The 16,904-nt window shown below is 74.3% G+C and carries 13 protein-coding genes; 6 read left to right on the forward strand and 7 right to left on the reverse strand.

The genetic code is table 11. The annotated features are described in order from the left end of the window. The first annotated feature begins 14 nt into the window (after positions 1–14). From AB2L28_RS14265 to AB2L28_RS14275, 3 genes are all read left to right on the forward strand, one after another. Positions 15–1,238, forward strand: a complete 1,224-nt coding sequence (locus AB2L28_RS14265) for a hypothetical protein (RefSeq protein WP_370719643.1) — start codon at positions 15–17, stop codon at positions 1,236–1,238. 126 nt (positions 1,239–1,364) lie between these two features. After that, positions 1,365–2,174 carry a carbon-nitrogen hydrolase family protein gene (locus AB2L28_RS14270; protein ID WP_370719644.1) on the forward strand — a complete coding sequence of 270 codons (810 nt, stop codon included), beginning with the start codon at positions 1,365–1,367 and terminating at the stop codon, positions 2,172–2,174. Continuing rightward, positions 2,171–3,619 carry an APC family permease gene (locus tag AB2L28_RS14275; protein ID WP_370719645.1) on the forward strand — a complete coding sequence of 483 codons (1,449 nt, stop codon included), beginning with the start codon at positions 2,171–2,173 and terminating at the stop codon, positions 3,617–3,619. The genes AB2L28_RS14270 and AB2L28_RS14275 overlap by 4 nt, the downstream gene beginning before the upstream one ends. A gap of 58 nt (positions 3,620–3,677) precedes the next feature. Here the strand turns inward: AB2L28_RS14275 and AB2L28_RS14280 are convergent, their stop codons facing one another. From AB2L28_RS14280 to AB2L28_RS14305, 6 genes are read right to left on the reverse strand one after another with little or no spacing between them, the layout of a single operon-like run. Beyond that, on the reverse strand, positions 3,678–5,417 hold the full coding sequence (locus AB2L28_RS14280; RefSeq protein ID WP_370719646.1) for a 3-keto-disaccharide hydrolase: 1,740 nt from the start codon (positions 5,415–5,417) through the stop codon (positions 3,678–3,680). Then, positions 5,414–6,520, reverse strand: a complete 1,107-nt coding sequence (locus tag AB2L28_RS14285) for a Gfo/Idh/MocA family protein (RefSeq protein ID WP_370719647.1) — start codon at positions 6,518–6,520, stop codon at positions 5,414–5,416. Before AB2L28_RS14285 ends, AB2L28_RS14280 begins: the two co-directional genes overlap by 4 nt. Beyond that, positions 6,517–7,437, reverse strand: coding sequence for a sugar phosphate isomerase/epimerase family protein (locus tag AB2L28_RS14290; RefSeq protein ID WP_370719648.1), 921 nt, complete (start codon positions 7,435–7,437; stop codon positions 6,517–6,519). The genes AB2L28_RS14285 and AB2L28_RS14290 overlap by 4 nt, the downstream gene beginning before the upstream one ends. A 29-nt stretch (positions 7,438–7,466) precedes the next feature. Then, positions 7,467–8,336 carry a carbohydrate ABC transporter permease gene (locus tag AB2L28_RS14295; protein ID WP_370719649.1) on the reverse strand — a complete coding sequence of 290 codons (870 nt, stop codon included), beginning with the start codon at positions 8,334–8,336 and terminating at the stop codon, positions 7,467–7,469. After that, the gene (locus AB2L28_RS14300) at positions 8,333–9,289 is read right to left on the reverse strand and encodes a carbohydrate ABC transporter permease (protein ID WP_370719650.1); all 957 of its coding nucleotides are present in this window, start codon (positions 9,287–9,289) and stop codon (positions 8,333–8,335) included. Before AB2L28_RS14300 ends, AB2L28_RS14295 begins: the two co-directional genes overlap by 4 nt. Positions 9,290–9,330: 41 nt before the next feature. Then, complete coding sequence (locus AB2L28_RS14305) at positions 9,331–10,626, reverse strand: ABC transporter substrate-binding protein (protein ID WP_370719651.1); 1,296 nt, start codon at positions 10,624–10,626, stop codon at positions 9,331–9,333. A 231-nt stretch (positions 10,627–10,857) separates the two neighbouring features. Between AB2L28_RS14305 and AB2L28_RS14310 the strand changes: the two genes are divergently transcribed. Together AB2L28_RS14310 and AB2L28_RS14315 are read left to right on the forward strand one after the other, a co-directional pair. Next, positions 10,858–12,180 carry a TetR/AcrR family transcriptional regulator gene (locus AB2L28_RS14310; protein WP_370719652.1) on the forward strand — a complete coding sequence of 441 codons (1,323 nt, stop codon included), beginning with the start codon at positions 10,858–10,860 and terminating at the stop codon, positions 12,178–12,180. Positions 12,181–12,351: 171 nt separating this feature from the next. Continuing rightward, positions 12,352–13,416 (forward strand): excalibur calcium-binding domain-containing protein, encoded by a 1,065-nt coding sequence (locus tag AB2L28_RS14315; RefSeq protein ID WP_370719653.1) that lies wholly within the window; start codon positions 12,352–12,354, stop codon positions 13,414–13,416. A gap of 1 nt (position 13,417) precedes the next feature. Here the strand turns inward: AB2L28_RS14315 and AB2L28_RS14320 are convergent, their stop codons facing one another. Then, complete coding sequence (locus tag AB2L28_RS14320; RefSeq protein WP_370719654.1) at positions 13,418–14,338, reverse strand: threonine/serine dehydratase; 921 nt, start codon at positions 14,336–14,338, stop codon at positions 13,418–13,420. A gap of 230 nt (positions 14,339–14,568) precedes the next feature. Here AB2L28_RS14320 and AB2L28_RS14325 point away from each other — a divergent pair, with 230 nt between their 5' ends. Next, entirely contained in the window at positions 14,569–16,857 is a 2,289-nt protein-coding gene (locus AB2L28_RS14325) for a putative bifunctional diguanylate cyclase/phosphodiesterase (RefSeq protein WP_370719655.1), read from the forward strand. Positions 16,858–16,904: the final 47 nt, after the last annotated feature.

The following is a 16,904-nucleotide window of genomic DNA, read 5'->3' on the forward strand; positions in this document are numbered from 1 at the left end:
GGACCGGGAACTGGTTGCTCGCCCTCGACCGCGAGGGGTTCATCGAGTTCCGCCCTCCCCACCCCGACGATCCCGAGTCCCGCCCCCGCGCCACCGTCGCCTGGGCCGACGCCCTCGCCGCGTCCGGGCACGGCGGCCCGCTGGCCGCCCGCAGCCTGGACGTCGAGCTCGACGACGACCCGTTCGGCGTGGGTGTCCTCGACCCGGACCAGCCCCGGCACGACCTGCCCGTCCTGCGCATCGCGGCCGGCCTGGCGGCGGGGATCCCCCTGGACCTGCGTGCCGAACTGGTGGACCTGGACAGGCCCACGACGGCCTCGGTCCTCGCGGCGGTCAGCGCCTGCACCCAGGCCCACGTCCGGCACCACCGGGGGCGCCTGCCCGACGGCCGGCTCTCCCGTCGAGGGGCCATGACGTGGGTCGGCCCCCTGTACGACTGGACCGACGCCGACCGGGAACTCCCCCCGTCCCCGAGCCGCGACGGGTGGCGGCAGACCGAACTCGGCCTGCACCCGGCCGCGGAGGAGGAAGCGGACACCGCCCGGGCGGCCCACGCGAACCCCTACCCCGTCGCGGAGCTGCCCCTGGACGACCACCTCGTCCGGGTCCTGGGGGCCCTCAGACCCGGGGTGACGCACGGCCGGCGGGCCTGGCGACCCCGGCCACCGGCCGACGAGGTGGAACGGCGGCGCGACGCGCTCACCCGCACGATGCTGCGGCACAACCGCGAGGAGGTGGAGAGCTGGCTGGGGAACCGGCTGCCCGTCCTGCCGACCGAGGGGCGGGACGTGGAGCTCGTCTGCCTGCGCGACCGGTTCGACTGGGACGTCCCGGACGCCCCGTTGCCCGAGCGCGGCTCGACCCTGCCGAACGGTGAACCGTGGCAGTTGTCGCTCACCCTCGCCTGGCTCCCGGTCGGCCTCGACCTCGCCCGCACCACGCGCGACGAGCTCTGGCTGATGGACGAGCTCGTCAGCGGCTCCGTGACCTGGTCCCCGTGGACCCGCCCGGACGAGGACCCCCGCGGGCGGTCGACCTCCCTGCTCGAACCGGCCGGCGGGTACACGGGGGTCACCATCGGCGGCACCCGGTTCGGCGTGCAGCACTCCCGCGCGGGGTGGACGCGGTTCGGGTGGGGAGCCCGGGGCTCCGGGGTCGAGCACGACGTGGCGCTCCACGTGCCCCGCGCACCGCGGGAGGCGCTGGAGTTCCTCCTGCGCTGCCGCGACGTCCCGTAGGACCGGCGTCCCGCAGGACCTGGCCCGTCCGCCACGGTGGGTCCCGCGGTGACGGGACGAGACTGGCGGCCCGGGGCCCGGGTGATCCAAGGTGACCCGGACGCCCACCGCACCCCGAGGAGCACCGTGAGGATCGCCGGACTGCAGCACGCCGGGACACCCGGCGACGTCGACGCCAACCTGGCCGCCCTCGACGAGGCCGCCGGCCGCGCCGCGGCGGCGGGCTGCCGGCTGCTCGTCACCCCCGAGATGTTCCTCACCGGGTACGACATCGGGGACCTCGTCGAGCGCCTGGCGCGGGAACCCCTCGAGGACCGGGTGGCGCGGGTCGCCGCGCGGCGCGGGGTCGCGATCGCCGTGGGGCTGCCCCTGCCCGCGGCGTCGGGGGAGGGGGTGACGAACTCGGTGCTGCTGCTGGACGAGCGGGGTGGCCGCCTCGCCCGCTACGACAAGACCCACCTGTTCGGCGACCTGGACCGCGCGATGTTCGTCCCCGGCGCCGACGCGGTCGTCACCGCCGACCTCGACGGCGTCCGGCTGGCGTTCCTCGTCTGCTACGACGTGGAGTTCCCCGAGACCGTGCGGGCGGCCGCCGTCGCCGGCGCCGACCTCGTCGTGGTGCCCACCGCCCAGATGGAACCGTTCGCCTTCGTCGCCGAGCACCTCGTCCGTGTCCGGGCCTGGGAGAACCAGGTCTACGTCGCCTACCTGAACCACGTGGGCGCCGAGGGCGACCTGCGCTACGTCGGCCGGTCCAGCATCTGCGCCCCCTCCGGCGACGTTCTCGCCGCGGGGGGCCCGGACGACGAGACCCTGCTCGTGGCCGACGTCGACCTGGGCGTCGTCCGCGCCGCCCGGCTCCAGAACCCGTACCTGACCGACCTGCGGCCGGAGTTCCGGCGCTCGCAGGCCGACCCCCGGGAGGACACCCCGTGACCTGCGACCCCGCCCGCACCGGGCACCAGGACCCCCGGGTCGACGGCCGCCTCCACGGCCACCTCGGCACCGGGGCGATCGTGTTCATGGTCATCGCCGCCGCGGCGCCGCTGACCGTCGTCGGCGGGAACGTCCCGCTGGCCGTGGCCGGCGGGAACGGGGTGGGTGCCCCCGTCGGGTTCCTCCTCGCCGCCGTCGTCCTGCTCGTGTTCTCCGTCGGGTTCGTGGCGCTGACCCCGCACGTCCGGGAGGCGGGGGCGTTCTTCTCCTACGTCACCGCCGGTCTCGGCTCCCGGGCCGGGCTGGGGACCGCCTTCACGGCGCTCGTCGCCTACACGGCGATCCAGGTCGGGGTCTACGGGTACGCGGGCTGGGCCCTCGACGACCTCGTCGTGTTCTTCGGCGGCCCCGAGGCGTCGTGGTGGGTCTACTCCTTCGCGATGCTCGCCGTGGTGGCCGTCCTGGGGTTCCGGCACATCGAGTTGAGCGCGAAGGTCCTCGGGGTGGCGCTCGTCCTGGAGATCGCGGTCGTCGTCGTGCTCGACGCCGTCGTGTTCGCCCGGGGCGGCCGCAGCGGGGTGGTCGTGGAGACGTTCGCACCCGAGAACGTCTTCACCCCGCACATCGGCGTCGCCGTCCTGTTCGCCCTCACGGGGTTCATCGGGTTCGAGGCCACCGCGGTGTTCCGCGACGAGGCCCGTGACCCGGACCGGACCGTCCCGCGCGCCACCTACCTCGCCGTCGTGGTCATCGGCGTGTTCTACGCCCTCTCGTGCTGGGCGCTCGTCACCGGCGCGGGCGCGGCGGACGCGGTGGCCGTGGCGCAGCGGACGCTGGACGGCGAGGGCAACCTCCTGCTCGACACCACCTCGGAGTACCTCGGTCCCGTCCTGCGCGACGTCGTGCAGGTGCTGCTCGTGTCCAGCCTGTTCGCCTGCGTGCTCTCGTTCCACAACGTGCTGGCCCGCTACCAGTTCAGCCTCGCCGGCAAGGGGGTGCTACCGGCGCGCCTGGGCCGGACGCACCCGCGGCACGCCTCGCCCTCGACCGCGTCCCTGGTGCAGACCGTGACGGCGGCGCTCGTGCTGGCCGTCCTCGCCCTCGCCGGGCTCGACCCCCTCGTCGGGGTCTTCGGGTCGATGGCCGGGGTCGCCACGGTCGGCATGGTCCTGCTGCTGACGACGACCTCCGTCGCCGTCCTGGTGTTCTTCGCGCGCAACCCCGGTGCGCGGCGGCGGGGACCGGGGGCGACCCGGGTGGCACCCGCCGCGGCCGTGCTGGGGTTGCTGGCCTGCCTGTGGCTGGTGCTGTCGAACTTCACCCTTGTCACCGGCAGCGGCGTCGCCGTCAGCGCCGTCCTGGCGCTGCTGGCGCCCGCCGCGTTCGTCCTGGGGTTCGCGCTCGGGGGCCGGTACCGGTTGCAGGAGCGCACCACCGGGACCTGACGGCCTGGCCGGTGGTGGCGCTCGCGCCCGAGGACGTCGCCGCGCCTCCACCGTCCCGTCACCGCGAGGAGCCCAGTTCCTTCAGGCGGGCGTTGCGCCACCGGCACCGCGCACCGGCGCCCCACCGGGCGTCGCCGAACATCTCGTCGTTGTCGTGCACCTCCAGGGCCAGGTGCCCGCGGTCGCCGAGGACGGCGTGGACGGCGTCGGCGTCGTAGTCGGGGGCCTGCAGGGTGGCCGTGTCGAGCTCGGCGATCCGGACGTCGTTGACCCAGGTGGTGATCACGGGTTCGGCTCCGACGCAGCGGATGCGCATCGTGTTCCAGTCCCCGACGCGCCAGACGGCGAGGAAGTCCTCGACGTCGGCGGCGTAGCTGAGCCGGTCGATCTTGTCCTGGGTGACGGGTTCGGCCGACGTCGCGAGGTCGTCGGGGACCAGGCGCGCCACGGTGCCGTCGGCGTCGAGCTCGGCGTCGACGGCGAAGGGCAGGACGTGGAAGCTGCCGATGCCGTTGCCGAAGAACCCGCCGATGCCGCCGGAGGGCCGGTGGTCGAGGAGCACCTGGAAACCCTCCCAGCTGTCTCGCCGGCGACGCAGCATGATCCCGGTGTCGGCGGGCCAGTCGGGTTTCACCTCGATCACCAGCTCGAAGTCGCCGAACGTCGCGTCGGAGACGAGGTAACCGCCGTAGCCGGGCGTCCCCTGCTCACCGACCACGAACGTCTCACCCCGCTCGTCGGTGTGGACCGACCACGCGGCCGGGTGCAGTTCGGGGTCGACGGGGACGGAGAGCCCTCGCTCGCGCAGCACGTCGTGCAGGTGCGGGCCGCCGGGGTGCAGCGTTCCGTAGACGCGCGGGGCGGGGTGCCAGCCGGCCAGGCTCACCCCGTCGAACAGCGGGACGAAGCCCTCCTCGTCGGGCAGGGCCAGCCCCGCACCCGCCACCGTGCGCAGGTCCTGCGCGAAGTCCCGCAGCGTCGCCACCGGGGCGGCCGCCGCGTCGCTCCCCGCGGTGCCCGACGTGAGGTCGCGGTGCACGGCGCGCCAGGTGGCCCGGTGCGCGGTCTCGTACAGCGTCGGCAGCACGGACCGCCCGTCGACGCCGGTGATCTCGACCGACGCGGGCCGCGCCGTCGCCGCCGCGGGCAGGGCGACGTCGACCGTGCGGTCGGCGGCGACCGCGGTCACGCGCAGGTGCGGCGGTGTCGCCGTGCTGCGCGCGGCGACGCCCACGACGAGGCGGTCCCCGGCCGTCGCCGTGAGGGTCAGCCCCCCGGGGTGCGGGGAGCAGGAACGCAGCGCGGTCACCGGGCCGACCGTGGCGCGCAGGACGCGCAACTGGGCCAGCAGGAGTCCCGGGGTGCTCGCGCCGGGGGAGGTGCTGTCCAGGAAGAGGCTCCCGGCCCCTTCCAGGGCGTCGGGCCGGCTCGAGCGCAGCTGCGCCAGCGCGGGGTTCCCGGCGAAGGTCTCCGACAGGTGCAGCACGGTCCCGGCCGCCTCCACGGCGTCGGCCAGGGCGTCCACGGCGGCGGGCTGCACGGGGGCGGGGTCGAGGACCACCACGGCCCGCGCCCGCTCCAGGGCGTCGCGTGCGCGCACCGTCCAGCCGGGGCCGCCGTCCACGGCCAGGACGTCGAGCGGGCCGGTCGTCCCGGCCTCCTCGGCGGCGGCGGCGAAGGACACCGGGAGGCTGGCCACGACCTCGGCGGTCGTGGCCCGCACCGCGGGTTCGCACCCCACGCGCAACGGCCCGCTCGTCGGGGCGGTCGTGCCGGGGTGGGGGTCGGTGATCGTCACGCGGCGGCCTCCGGGGGCAGGACGGCGGCCGCGGCCGCCTCGGCGATGTCGACGGCCAGGACGAGGTCGTCGATGAGGGTGGTCAGCGACGGGGCGGCGCCGGCGTCACCGTGCGCGAGGTCGTGCAGGGTCCGCCACTCCACCTCGTAACCGTTGCGGTCGTAGGGTCCGAAGGTGCGCGACGACCCGTCGGCAGCGGTGAGGGTCGCGACCGCCGATCCCGCGTGGACGTAGCTGGGGGTGAACTCCACGTGCAGCGCCTGGTCGTCGGCGATCACGTCGAGTTCCCAGCGCGGGGCCCAGTGCCCGTGCATCGCGGCGACCAGGACGGCGTGGCGGTCACCGGCCGACAGGGTGATGCCGTACCCGAAGGGCGACAGGAGGTCGGCGTCGTGCACCCGCACCCGCGCACCCCGCGGCAGGAACTCCCGGACGAGGGGGAGGTCGTGGATCGCCAGGCCGAGGACCCCGGCGCTCAGCAACCCGGCCCGCGCGGCGGGGTCGAGCGCGCGCCCGGTGGGGAACGGCGCCCGGTCGTGCACCTCGGTCGCGAAGTCCTCGAACCGGGGGTTGGGCGGCAGGACGATGCTGGAGCGGACGGTGTGCGCCCGCGCGGGCAGGTCCCCCCAGGCCCGGCGAGCGGCGGTCCAGCCCGGGTCGAAGGTGTGCATGGCGCCGACGAGCACGGGGACACCCGTCTCGACGCTGACGGCGGCGATCTGCTCGGCCTCGGCGCGCGAGGTCGCGAACGGCTTCTCGCACAGCACCGCCCGCTTGCCGGCGCGCAACGCGGCGATCACCTGGTCGGCGTGGAACTGCGGGGGTGAGCAGACGGCGACGACGTCGACGTCCTCGTCGGCCAGCAGTTCCTCGAGCGTCCCCGAGTGCGCGGCCCCCACCCGGGCGGCCGTGGCCGCGGCCACCGCGCCGTCGACGTCCATGACGTGCCGGACGGCGAAGCGGTCGGTGAGCCGGGCCAGGGTCGGCAGGTGGATGGCCTGGGTGACGGGGCCGGCGCCGAGCACCCCCACCCCGAGCACGGCCCGTCCCGAGGGGTCGTCCCCGCGGGGGCGGGCGTGGCGCGGTCGCTGGTCGGCGCTCACGCGGGCACCGCCGCCGGCTGCGGACCGACCGCGAAGAACGGCAGCGCGAGCAGGTTCTCGCGGGCCACCTGCGTGCTCCGACGGGCGGTGGGCAGGTTCGGCACGTCGACCTCGAGGACCGTCCAGCCCTCGAAACCCGGCGGCAGCGCCGCGAGCACGGCGGTCAGGTCCACCGAGCCGCGGCCGGGTTCGGTCCACACGTGGTGCCCGGTGGTGGCGGCCAGGTAGTCGGCGCGGTCGGCACGTGCCGCGGCGGCCGCGGCCTGGTCGACGTCCTTGAGGTGCAGGGCCACCACGCGGTCGGCGTGGTCGGCGACGAGGCGTTCGGGTGCCGCCCCGGCCCACGCCAGGTGACCGGTGTCGGGGCCGAAGGCCAGCGCCGACCCCGCGGTGGCCTCCAGCACGGTGCGGGTCTCCCCTTCCGTCTCGACGTAGGAACCGACGTGCGGGTGCAGGGCGAACCGGACACCCTCGGCGGCGGCCGCGGCGGCCGCCGCGGCCATGCCGTCGGCGATGGACAGGGTCCGCTCCGTGGAGGGGTTCACCCCGGTGGCGGGGGCCGCGATGCGCTCGGGCACGAGGTCGTGGGCCAGGAAGCAGACGTCGAGGCCCAGTTCGGCCTGGGTCGCCGCGTGGCGGCGAGCCGCCTCGACCACCCGGCCGAGGGCGTCGCGATCGGCGAAGTCGCCGCCGAAGTAGCCCGGGGCGGGGGAGAAGCCGTTGGCCTCGAGCAGCGCCCGGTAGCGCTGCGCGGACCACCCCTGGGGGACGTCGGCCTGCAGAGCCGTGAACCCCAGCGGACCGAGCTCGGACATCGCGGTGGTGAGGGTCTGCTCGGAGAGGTCGAAGCCGTCGGGGCCGAGGACCCAGGGCAGCGGGTTGACCGCCAGCCGGCGGTGGCGGGGTGGGCGGGACATGCGGGCACCTCCTCGGGTGCGTGGGTCGATCATCGGCCGGCGAGGGAGCCGCCGATGCCGCCGACGGAGAAGTAGCGGTTGAGGGCGGCGAAGACGATGACGGGGGGCAGCATCATCACGACGGCGACGGCCATGACCGAGCCCCAGTCGGTGGAGTTCTGCTGGAAGAACGACTGCAGGCCCATGGGCAGGGTGAAGGTCGTGTTGGAACGCAGGAAGACGATGGCGACCAGGTAGTCGTTCCAGGCCAGCAGGAAGGTGAAGATGGCGGTGGACAGGACCCCGGGCAGGGAGTTGCGCAGCACGATCCGCAGGAACGAGCCGAAGACGCTGGCGCCGTCGATCCAGGCGGCTTCCTCCAGGGAGACCGGGATGGAGTCGAAGTAGGCGGCCATCATCCAGGTCGCGACCGACATGGACGAGCCGACGTAGATGATCGTGATGCCGGCGAGGTCGTCGACCAACCCGAGCTTGGCGAAGAGGATGAACAGCGGGACCACCGCGGTGATGACCGGCAGGGACTGGACCACGAACAGCAGCAGGGAGTAGCCGGAGACGAGCCGGTTGCGCCCGCGGGACAGGACGTACCCGGCGGGAGCGGCCACGGCCACGGCCACGGCCACGGTGGACAGGGCGGTGACGAGGGAGTTGCCCAGCCACGTCGGCGTGAGGGTGTCGCGGAAGATCGCGGTGAAGTTGCCCAGGGTGATGCCCGTGGCCGTGGAGCCCAGCCCCGGTCGCAGGGACAACCACAAGGTGACCAGCACGGGGACGAGGACCACGAGGGTCACGGCGAGCAGCAGGGCGAAGCGGAACCACTGCCCGCGCTTCTCGCGCTCGGGAGCGGTGTCGACGGCGCGGGCGCGGCGGGACGGCAGGGGTGCGGTGGCGGTGCTCATTCGACGGCCGACTTCCTGATCTGGCGGTAGAGGAGGACGGAGACCACGACGAGCGTCGCGGTCATGAGGAACGCGATCGCGACCCCGGGACCGGTCTGGAAGTTCTGGAACACGGTGCGGTAGGCCAGGACGACCAGGGAGGTGGTGGCGTCCACGGGCCCGCCGCCGGTCAGCAGGTAGATCGTCGGGAAGTCGTTGACGGAGAAGATCGTCATGAGGATCCACGAGATGTACGTGGACCGGGCGATGAGCGGCAACGTGATGCCGGTGAACTGCTGCCACCGGTTCGCCCCGTCCATGCTCGCGGCCTCGTAGACGGTGCCGTCGACCGAGGTCAGCGCAGCCGAGGTCATGAGCATCATGAACGGGAACGAGGCCCACACCTTGAACAGGCAGACGGTGACGACGGCCAGGGTCGGGTCGGCCAGGAACAGCGGGTTCCCCCAGCCCACGGCGGTGAACAGCCTGGGCAGCGGGCTGTCGGGGGTGGCGAGGAGGTAGTTCCACGCCGTCGAGCTCACGACGATCGGCACGACCCACGGCAGCAGCAGGAGCACCTTGAAGGTGCCGCGGCCGGGGACCCTGCTCTTGAGCAGGAGGGCCAGTCCCAGACCCACCAGCCAGGAACCGAAGACGCCGACGACGGTGAAGAGCAGCGTGAACCGGGTCGCCTTCCAGAAGGCGGTGGAGGTGAGCACCCTGGTGTAGTTGTCGAGGCCCACGAAGTCACCGGCCGCGATGAGGCTGCCCTGGTGCAGGGACTGCCGCGCGGCGTAGACCAGCGGGTAGGCGTTGATGAGCAGCAGCAGGACGATCGACGGCAGGATGAGGGCGAACAGGGTGAGGCCGCCGCGGCGCAGGCCGCGGTTGCGCGCCAGGGGGCGACCGGCCCCGGGGCCCGAGACCCCGACACCTCTGCGGGCCCGGGACAGGGCGGGGGAGTGGCTCGGCATGGTGGCTCCTGGGGTGGCTCCTGGGGTGGCCGGCGACGGGTTCAGAGGGCGGAGATGTCGGACTGCAGCTTGGTCAGCGCCGCCGTGGAGTCGGCCTTGCCGGACAGCATCGTCTGGGTGAACTCGTTGAGGGCCTGCCCGCCGTCGATCGCCGCGATCTTGGCGTCGACCTCGGTGCCGGTCGCCGCGTAGGTCTTGGCGATGGGCTGCCAGGTGTTGATGACCTCGACCTTCTGGGTGTTGGCCTGGAACTCCGGCAGGGCGATGACCGACTTCAGCACGGGGAGCCCGGGCAGCAGCTTCTGCTGCCACAACGTCCCGTAGTTCTTGAACCAGTACTGCAGGAAGGCCTCGCTGGACTCCTGCGACGGGGTGTTCTGGTACATCATGATGTTGTTGAGGAACTGCAGGCAGCCCTTGTCGCCGTGCGGGCCGGCCATGGGGGTGGCGACCAGGACGTCCCCGGTGGTGTCGCCGAGGTCGTCGTTGAGCCCCGGCGTGTTGATGCCCATCGCGATCTTGCCCGACTTCCACTGCGAGGTCAGGTTGTCGGTGGTGTAGGAGACCGCGGCGGGGTCGACGATCCCCGAACCCACGAGTTCGCGGATGAAGTCCATCGCCTCGACGTTGCGGTCGGTCACGCAGTCGAGTTCGTTGTCGGCGTTGAACAGCCCGCCGCCGTTGTTGATCATCATGGCGACCATCGTGTGCGCGCCGAGGTTGTTGCCGGCGCCGGCCCCGATGCCGTAGGCGAAGTACCCCTTGGCGGCGAGCTGCTTCCCGACGGTGAGGTACTCGTCCCAGGTGGTCGGCAGGGAGACGCCGACCTCGTCGAAGATCGACTTGCGGTACCACCAGACGCGCATGTCGAGCTGGGTCGGGACGGCGCAGTAGCCGTTGTCGGTCTTGAAGGGTTCGATGGTCCCCTCGAGGAAGTCGTCGTAGGTGCCGTCCTCCTTGAAGGTGGCGAGGAGGTCGTCCGCGTAGGCGATGGCACCCTGCTCGGCGTACTGGAACGCCTGGAACCCGCCACCGGTCGAGACGGCCGGTCCGGTGTTGGACGCGATCGCCGACGAGAACGTCTGGGTGAAGTTGTTCCACTGGATGATCTGGTAGCCGGCCTTCAGGTGGTCCCCGGTGGGGACGTACGCCTCGGTGAGTTCCTGCGCGGCGGTGTTGTAGGCGGCGGTGCCCCAGGGCATGTCCCAGAACTCGATGGTCTGGCCCTGGCCACCGGAACCCGAACCACCGCCGCAGGCGGAGAGGGCGGCCATGGAGGCGGACCCGGCGGCGAGGCCGAGGAAGGTGCGGCGAGTCGTGCTGGAGCTGCTGGACATCGGTGTCTCCGCGGGTCGTGGGTCTGGCGGTCGTGCCGGTGAGCACGCCGTCGTGCGGATGTGCGGGGTGGCGCGATCCTCTCGGCGGTGAGACGAACCACTGCGCGCGGCGGCGAAGAACTCCTCCGCGTTCGCGTTTGGCCAACGTATTCACGTGTTCGCTTTTCGTCAAGGGCTTCGGCCGGTGCCGTCGGTGCTCGCGCGGGCGCCCCCGTGGGGGAAGATGAGGTCATGTCCGTCGTCGCCGGCGTCCGCGGCCCCTACCGCAAAGGCGTCGAGCGGCGCCGGCAGGTCGTCGACGCGGCCTCGGTGCTGTTCGCCCGGCGCGGGTACGCCGCCGCCTCCCTGCGCGAGATCGCCGCGGAGGTCGGAGCCAGCCCGACGAGCCTGCTGCGGTTGTTCGGCCGCAAGGAGGACCTGCTCCTGGCGGTGCTCGAGCGGTGGGAGGTCGACACCCACCTGCTGCTCAGCCGGGTCGACATGGGCGAGGGGCTGCACTTCTTCGCGGCCTTCCCGCAGTTGATGCGCTACCACGTCGAGCACCCCGGACTCATCGAGCTCTTCCTCACGATGTGCACCGAGGCCTCCGACCCGCAGCACCCGGCTCGCGAGTGGGTGGCCCAGCGCTACGCCCAGATCGTCGCCCAGGGGGTCGAGCACCTGCGGACGGCGCAGGCCGACGGCCGGGTGCGGCCGATGACCCCCACCGAGTGCGAGGTGGAGGTGCGCGCGCTCTACGCGGCGATGGACGGCCTGGAACTGCAGTGGATCGCCGCCCCCGAACTGGACCTGGTGGCGTTGTCCGACGAGTTGTTCGCGCAGACCTTCAGCCGGTGGACGGGCCGCCGGTTCGTCCTGCCGACCGACCGGGGGGCCCGTCGCGTCGGCGAGAGCGCCCGGAGGCGCTCCGCCGTCGCGCCGCGGCCCCTGGTCGCCCCCGAGGCCGACAGGGGCGTGCGGGGGCCGTACCGCACCGGCGTCGAGCGACGTCGGCAGATCGTGGAGCAGGCCACCCGGGTGTTCGCCGTCCGGGGGTACACCAACGCCTCGCTGCGCGAGATCGCCGGCGGCGTCGGAGTCACGGGTGCCGCCCTGCTGCGGTACTTCGGCTCCAAGGAGGAGCTGCTGTTCGCCGTCCTGGACCGGTTCGACGCGGACAGCGGGCCCACGAGGGTCTTCCACCGCACCGCGGACGGTCGCGCGTTCTTCGACGCCCTGGTCGACGTGATGGAGCAGCACCGGGAACGGCGCGGGCTCATCGAACTCCTGCTGACGCTGGGCACGGAGGCCACCGACCCCGACCACCCGGCCCGCGGCTGGGTGGCCGACCGCTACGACCGGATCGTCGCGGAGGCGGCTCGGGCCATCGCGGCGGTCCAGGACCGGGGCCGCGGGGCCCCCACGACCTCCGCGCGGCACGCCGACGAGGCGCGGCGCTACTTCGCCGTCATGGACGGCCTGGAGCTGCAGTGGCTGGTCGACCCCGACCTCGACATCGCGGCCACGTTCCGCGCGTGGCACCGGTCGACCGTGCAGCGCTGGGTGGCGGGCTGAGGACCCGCCGTGCCCGTCCCGGCCGTCCGGGACGACGGTCGTCGGACACGATCCCGTCGACCGGCACCGGTGTCCTGGTGCAGAGTGGTCATCGGTGGTCACTGGTAGTCACCGGTGGCCCGGGGCAGGGTGACCGGCCACGACGACGTGGCGCTGAGCGAGGGGGACGACGTGCGAGGACGGACGGTCGTGGCGGCGTTGGCGCTGCTGACGGGGGTGTGCGGGGGACCGGTCGTGACGGCGGGCGCGGCGCAGGCCGCGGACTGCCTGCAGCCGGCCGTGCAGGCGCGGTGGGACCAGCTCGGCGGCGCGTCGGGCGCCCTGGGCCCGGTCGCGGCGTGCGAGCAGCCGACGGCGACGGGCAGCTTCGCGACGTTCCGCGACGGTGCCGTGTACCACAGCGGGGCCACGGGCGCGTGGGACGTCTCGGGGTCCTTCCGCGACCTGTGGGCCTCGACGGGGTGGGAGAACGGGTTCCTCGGGTACCCCACGTCCGGGGAGGGCGCCGCGGCCCGCGGCGGGGTATTCCAGCAGTACCAGGGCGGCACCCTCTACTGGTCGCCCGCCACCGCGGCGCACTCGGTCTCCGGTGCGTTCCTGAGATCGTACGCCGACCTGGGCCGGGAGAACGGGTTCCTCGGGTACCCCACCTCGCAGGAGGTCCCGGTCCGCGGCGGGGTGTTCCAGCTCTTCGAGGGCGGGGTGGCCTACTGGTCGCCCGCGACCGGCGCGCACACCGTGTCCGGCGCGTTCCGCGACCTCTACGGCCGGTTCGGCTACGAGAACGGCTGCCTCGGGTACCCGGCGACGCAGGAACTGCCGAGCGTCGCGGGCGGGGTGTACCAGCGGTTCCAGGGCGGGACGGCCTACTGGTCCCCGGCGGCGGGCGCGCACGCCCTGTGCGGGAACCTCCTGGCGGCCTACGGGGCGACGGGGTACGAGGGCGGACCGCTGGGCTACCCCGTGAGCGACGAGCACGACGTGCCCGGCGGGCGCCGCGTCGACTTCCAGCACGGCTTCATCGAGTGGTCGGCGGCGACCGGGGCCCTGGTGAACCGGACCGTCGCGTCGGTGCTGACCCCGGCCCCCGTGCCCCCGCACAGCGAGCCGTACTACCGGAACTGCACCGAGGCGTGGGACGCCGGCGCCGCGCCGATCCGGGCCGGGCAGCCGGGGTACCGACCGGCCCTCGACCGCGACCGGGACGGCGTGGCCTGCGAGACGCGACCGCGCTGAGTCAGCTCAGGTCGCTCGGGTCCGTGTTCGCCCCGCACACCACGACCGCGACCCGTTCTCCCGGGGCGGGCCGGTAGGAGCCCAGCCCGGCCCACGCGGTCGCCGCGCCGTGCTCGGCGACGACGCGGAACCGCGACCACAGGTCCTGCCGGGCCGCGCGGATCGCGTCGTCGTCGACGAGCAGGCTGACGGGCCCGGTGCGCCGGGCGAGGTCGAACCCGAGGGCCCCCACGCGCCGGGCGCCGAGGGAGTCCGCGGCGACGCCGGACACGGCGACGTCGACGGGTTCCCCGGCGGCCAGGGCCGCGTGCAGGGTGGGCGCGCCCTCGGGTTCGACCGCGACGACCCGCGCCGACCCCTCCAGCGCGGCGGCCACCCCCGCGAACAACCCGCCCCCGCCGACGGCGACCACGACCGTGTCCAGGCCGGGCACGTCCTGGGCCAGTTCCAGGGCCAGCGTGCCCGCCCCGGCCGCGACCTCCACCTGGTCGTAGGCGTGGCAGAACACCGCACCCCGCTCCCGCGAGAACTCCACCGCGGCCTCGTGGGCGCGGGCGTACTCGGACCCCACCGCCCGGACGTCGGCACCCAGCGCCCGGAGCCTGCGCACCTTGACGGCCGGGGCGGTCTCGGGGACGAACACCGTCGCGGGGACCCCCAGCTCGGCGGCGGCGTGCGCGTGGGCCAGGCCCGCGTTCCCGCCCGAGGCGGTGACGACCCCGCGGTCCGGGTCGAGCTCCCCGCGCTCGCGGGCGGCCAGTTGCCGGTTGAAGGCGCCGCGGGCCTTGAAGGTCCCGGTGTGCTGCAGGTGCTCCAGCTTCAGCCACACCCCGGGACGGACCTGGACGACCGGGGTGCGCAGGAGGTGCCCGGCGGTGCGGTCGACCGCGGCGTGGACGTCGGCGGCGGTGAGGGTCTGCATCCCGCGATCCTGCCCGGCGCGGCGGCGGCGGCCCACGGCGGCCCACGACGGGGCGCGGCGGCGCGGGAGGGGGACGCTGCTGGGCGCATCGGGTGATTCGGGACCTCGGACCTCATCGTCGCGGACCGTTGCGCCGACACACCCGTGTGCCACCGCCACGCTCCCGCCGCGCCCCGCGTCCCGTCGCCACCCCCGGTCCCGTCCCGGTCGAGCAGGAGGCCCGGGTTCCGGTGGTGGTGCTCGGGCTGCTCGTGGTGACCGCGTCGGCCCAGGTCCCGCTGGCGTCCACCGGCGGCGGCGACCCGTGGCCCTCGGTGCGCTTCCTGCTGACCCTCGTGGCCGTCACGGCCACCTGGCGGGTGCTGGCGTGGCGCGCCCGGACGGCGACCGCCGAACACCTGGTGTGGCGGATGTTCAGCTGGGGCTGCCTCCTCCACGGGATCGGGGCGGTCTCCGGCGCGGCCTTCACCGCCGTGCCCGCGCTGCGGACCCACGCCGATCTGCCCGGCGCGGTCTGCGCGGTCCTCACCTTCCCGCTGGCCTACCGCGCGCTGGTCCGGTGGAGCCGGCGCGGCGCCGGGGTGGACCCCGACGACCTGCTGAACGGGACCAGCTCGGTCCTGGTGGTGGCCGCCGCCCTCGGCCTCCTGGTGACGCCCGGGGCGGGGGCGGGGCGGTTGCTGGTCCCGGTGCCCTGGACCGTGCAGCTGCTGGTCCTGCAGAACGCGTGCCTGCTGGTGCTGCTCGGTGCCGCCCTGACGGCGGCCTTCACCGCCCGGTTGCACCGCGACGCGCGGGTCTGGCTGGTCTTCGCCGCCCTCGTCCTGGCCGGGGCGGGCGGTGCGGCCGCGCTCCTGGGCGGGGGCACCCACCCGGCGTGGGAGCTGCCGCTGTGGACCGCCGGCCTGACGGCGCTCGCCGGTGCGGCCGTGCTCAGGTCCCGGTTCGAGCCGACGCAGACGTCCGACCCCGTGAAGTCCACCGTCGGCTCCTTCCTCGTCGTCAGCGCGGGACTGGCGACCACCACCGCGGGGCTGGTGACCGGCGCCCCCGTCGCGCTGGCCCTGTGCGCCCTGCTCGGCGTGCTCGGGTCGAGCGTGCGGCTGCTGGTCAACCTCTTCGCGCTCGCCCAGCTCGCGGTGAGCCGGCGGGAGGCCCTGACCGACGACCTCACCGGCATCGCCAACCGCCGGGCCCTCCTGCGCCACCTCGACGCCCTCGTCCTGCAGCGCCGACCGGGGGACCGTTCCGGCGGGCCGGCCCCGGGCGTGCAGGTGCTCGTCTTCGACCTCGACCACTTCAAGGAGGTCAACGACAGCCTCGGGCACGGGGCCGGGGACGCGCTGCTGCAGATGCTCACCCAGCGCATCGCACCGGAACTTCCGGCGGCGGCGGTCTTCGCCCGCCTCGGCGGGGACGAGTTCGTGGTCGTCAGCGACGACGGTTCCCCGGGCGAGCGCGTGCTGGCCGTGCTCGAGGGCGCCCAGCGCGAACCGTTCCCCGTCGGCGGGATCAGCGTCCACACCGACCTCAGCGTGGGCCGCGCGACCTGGACGGCGTCCGGGCCGCACGCCGACGGTGAGGGCGGGCAGCGCGCGGACGCGGCGCTCCTGCTGCGCCGGGCGGACAGCGCGATGTACGACGCGAAGCGGACGGGCGCGTCCGTGGTGACGTTCGACCCCGCCCGCCACGGTGACACGCAGGGGTTGCTGTCGACGGTGGCCGAGCTGCGCCACGCCATCACCGCCGGTCAGCTCCGCGTCCACTTCCAGCCCCAGCTGCACGCCGGCGACCGGACCCTGGCCGGGGTCGAGGCGCTCGTCCGGTGGCAGCACCCGGTCCGCGGCCTGCTCGCACCCGCGCAGTTCCTGCCGCTCGCCGAGACGCACGGCCTCATGGACGCGGTGACGCGGGAGGTGCTGCGCCAGAGCGTGGCGCAGCAGGCGCTCTGGCGCCGCCGCGGTCTGCCGGTCCGGGTGTCGGTGAACCTGTCGGCGGGCACTCTGCTGGACGTCTCGCTGCCCACGACGGTCGCGGCGCTGCTGGCCCACCACGACGTCCCGGCCACGTCCCTGGTCCTGGAGGTCACCGAGACGGCCCTGCTGCGCGAACCCGAGCGCAGCCTGGCGGTGGTCGAGGCGGTGCGCGCCCTCGGCGTGCAGGCGAGCATCGACGACTTCGGCACCGGCTACTCCTCGCTCACCCAGCTGCGCCAACTGCCCGTCAGCGAGCTCAAGCTCGACCGGTCCTTCACCGCCGACCTGCTCTCCGACCCGCGCGTGGCGGCCATCGTCGCCCACACCGTCGGGCTCGCCCACGCCCTGCGGCTGCGGGTCGTCGCCGAGGGCGTCGAGGACGAGGCCACGCTCGCGGCGCTCACCGGGTTGGGGTGCGACGAGACGCAGGGTTTCCTGCACGCCCGGCCGCTCCCGGCCCGGGAGTTCGAGGCGTGGTACGCCACCCGGTACGGGGCGGTCACGGCTGCCGGGCGCTCGGGGGCGACGACCCCCGCCGGGTGAGCACCGGAGCGGCCCGGCCGGGCGACATGAAGGTTTCACGGCGGTGA

The organism is Kineococcus mangrovi (assembly GCF_041320705.1).
Classification (GTDB): Bacteria; Actinomycetota; Actinomycetes; order Actinomycetales; family Kineococcaceae; genus Kineococcus; species Kineococcus mangrovi.